The organism is Legionella drancourtii LLAP12, assembly GCF_000162755.2.
GTDB lineage: Bacteria > Pseudomonadota > Gammaproteobacteria > Legionellales > Legionellaceae > Legionella > Legionella drancourtii.
Genome location: NZ_JH413843.1, coordinates 1 through 2,067, shown reverse-complemented (window position 1 = coordinate 2,067; position 2,067 = coordinate 1). Strand labels below are relative to the sequence as shown.

Here is a 2,067-nt window from a genome sequence, read left to right as displayed (position 1 = left end):
CTCTGACGGGGCTTTTTTATATTCAAATAAATCAGGTATGGAAATTAAAAAAAGTCGCTTAACTGGTTGTAAACTTTTCCTTACCTCGTCAATTTTTCGTGCGCTATTAATGTAGATTATCCAAAACAATAGGTTTAAACGCCTACTATGAAATAGAGGCCAGTTTTAAGACCAAGCATTTTATCTGTCTTTGATAACCAGCCTCCATAATGTCTTATAACCGCAGTTTTCCTCTGGGTGTGCTAATTTGGTTAGTTTCCATAAACTAGCCAATGGCGCGGTTATGTCTTGCGATATAACCATCAAGGCTAGAGGGATCTTGGAGCAATCTATAGTGAATTAAAATGTGATATTATCCCTCAGTAGAAGATAGTAGTATGCAATCGGAACTTAATTCAGGAGATGTAGTCGTTGTTGATAGTGAGTTACAACCTAGTCCAGGCTATTATGTTCTCATTTATTTAACACAAAAAACAAATAGTATTACTTCAATATAGGTATGAGCATGATTCAACTTTATATTTTTTAATTAAGGAATTAAATAATGCATCCTAATCCTAATGAGTTATATCCAGTACCTAATTCTGAGCGAACAGCGTTTTTAAAGAATATTATTACCAACCCCAATATCATTGTGGGAGATTTCACCTATTATGATGATCCGGAGAATATACGAAATTTTGAAAAGAATGTGCTTTATCATTTTGACTTTATTGGCGATAAATTAATTCTTGGGAAATTTTGTCAAATTGCTACAAGCGTTAAATTTGTGATGAATGGCGGGAATCATGACTTAAATGGCTTTTCCTCTTTCCCTTTTGTGATTTTTAAATCGCAATGGCCAGAAATTCCTTTTGAGCCTCATTGCAAAAAGGATACCGTGATTGGTAATGATGTATGGATTGGGTATGACGCTACAATTATGCTAGGTGTGACCATTGGCGATGGCGCTATTATTGGTACACGCGCTGTGGTGACTAAGGACGTGGCTCCCTATGAAATTGTGGGCGGGAATCCAGCACGGGTCATTCGTAAACGTTTTGATGAAGAAACGATTGATTTTTTGCTGAAGCTACAATGGTGGAATTGGCCAATTGAAAAAATTAGAGAGCACGTTTTAGCTATTATGAACGGTAATAAAATGGCATTAGAAGGTTTATTATGATGCGCCCCGTTCAATTATTAACTGCTTGGATTGAAGAGGAAAAATCAATTGGTGCTCAACATGCACAGCATGCGGTGCTGTCATCACTGGGATTGAATGGTGCGTCTCATGGTCGCGTCGTAGCAATTCGTGAAATAACACAAGACTGGATCTTGTTATTTACCCAAAAACGAACGAGAAAAGTGCTTGAGATAAAAAATAATAATCAGGTAGCGCTTACCTTTTGGTTTGAGCGTTATGCACGGGAAGTGAGCGTGGAAGGAGAAGCAAGCTTATTATCAAGAGAACAAAATGCGCACTATTGGGAAACCTATCCTCAATGGGCGCAAATACGCTTTTGTAGTTATGCACCAACATCCGGGGTACCGATTGAAAATAAGCAACTATTAGAAGATAATCGACTGGATATAGAGCAGTCCTCTAAAGACACCATGTTGCCTTGTTCACCTGATTATTGTGGTATTGCAATTAAGCCTAAGCGGTTTGTGTTTTATAGCTATCGCGTGGATGAATTATCCGATGTTTGGGAATATTTGATTGATAATAATACAATTGTCCAAAGACGATTATCTCCTTGAAGAAAGGATTTTTTGAAATGAATAAAAGTAATGTATTAGAGAAATTAGAGCCTCTGATTTGGAGTGAATCGTTGCCGTAGGTACGTGATAATGATGGTATTCGCCCTGATCTAGCACCATGGCTAGGCTCTCTTGTCGTTCATCCTGATTATCAGCGAGAAGGCATTGCGCCCAAACTTATGAATGCTATTAAGCAAAAAGCGAAACAGCTAGGTTTTAGCCAGTTATATCTATTTGCTTTTGATCCTACATTTCCGAATTATTATTCCAGGCTAGGATGGAACAAGATAGGGAGGGATAACTTTAAAGGACATGACGTGCAGT

General features: G+C 37.8%; 2 protein-coding genes and 1 pseudogene. All 3 read left to right on the top strand.

The window, feature by feature from the left end:
• Window positions 1–544 precede the first annotated feature (544 nt).
• Window positions 545–1,165: a CatB-related O-acetyltransferase gene (locus tag LDG_RS13365; RefSeq protein WP_006871932.1), complete on the top strand. Its 621-nt coding sequence runs from the start codon at window positions 545–547 to the stop codon at window positions 1,163–1,165.
• Window positions 1,162–1,743 (top strand): pyridoxamine 5'-phosphate oxidase family protein, encoded by a 582-nt coding sequence (locus LDG_RS13360; protein WP_006871931.1) that lies wholly within the window; start codon window positions 1,162–1,164, stop codon window positions 1,741–1,743. The genes LDG_RS13365 and LDG_RS13360 overlap by 4 nt, the downstream gene beginning before the upstream one ends.
• 80 nt (window positions 1,744–1,823) lie before the next feature.
• Window positions 1,824–2,067: pseudogene (locus tag LDG_RS19090) on the top strand (GNAT family N-acetyltransferase); the annotation flags it as partial.

Coding starts and splice junctions, on each gene's coding strand:
- LDG_RS13360 (WP_006871931.1), top strand. CDS start 1,162: ATGATGCGCCCCGTTCAATTATTAACTGCTTGGATTGAAGAGGAAAAA.
- LDG_RS13365 (WP_006871932.1), top strand. CDS start 545: ATGCATCCTAATCCTAATGAGTTATATCCAGTACCTAATTCTGAGCGA.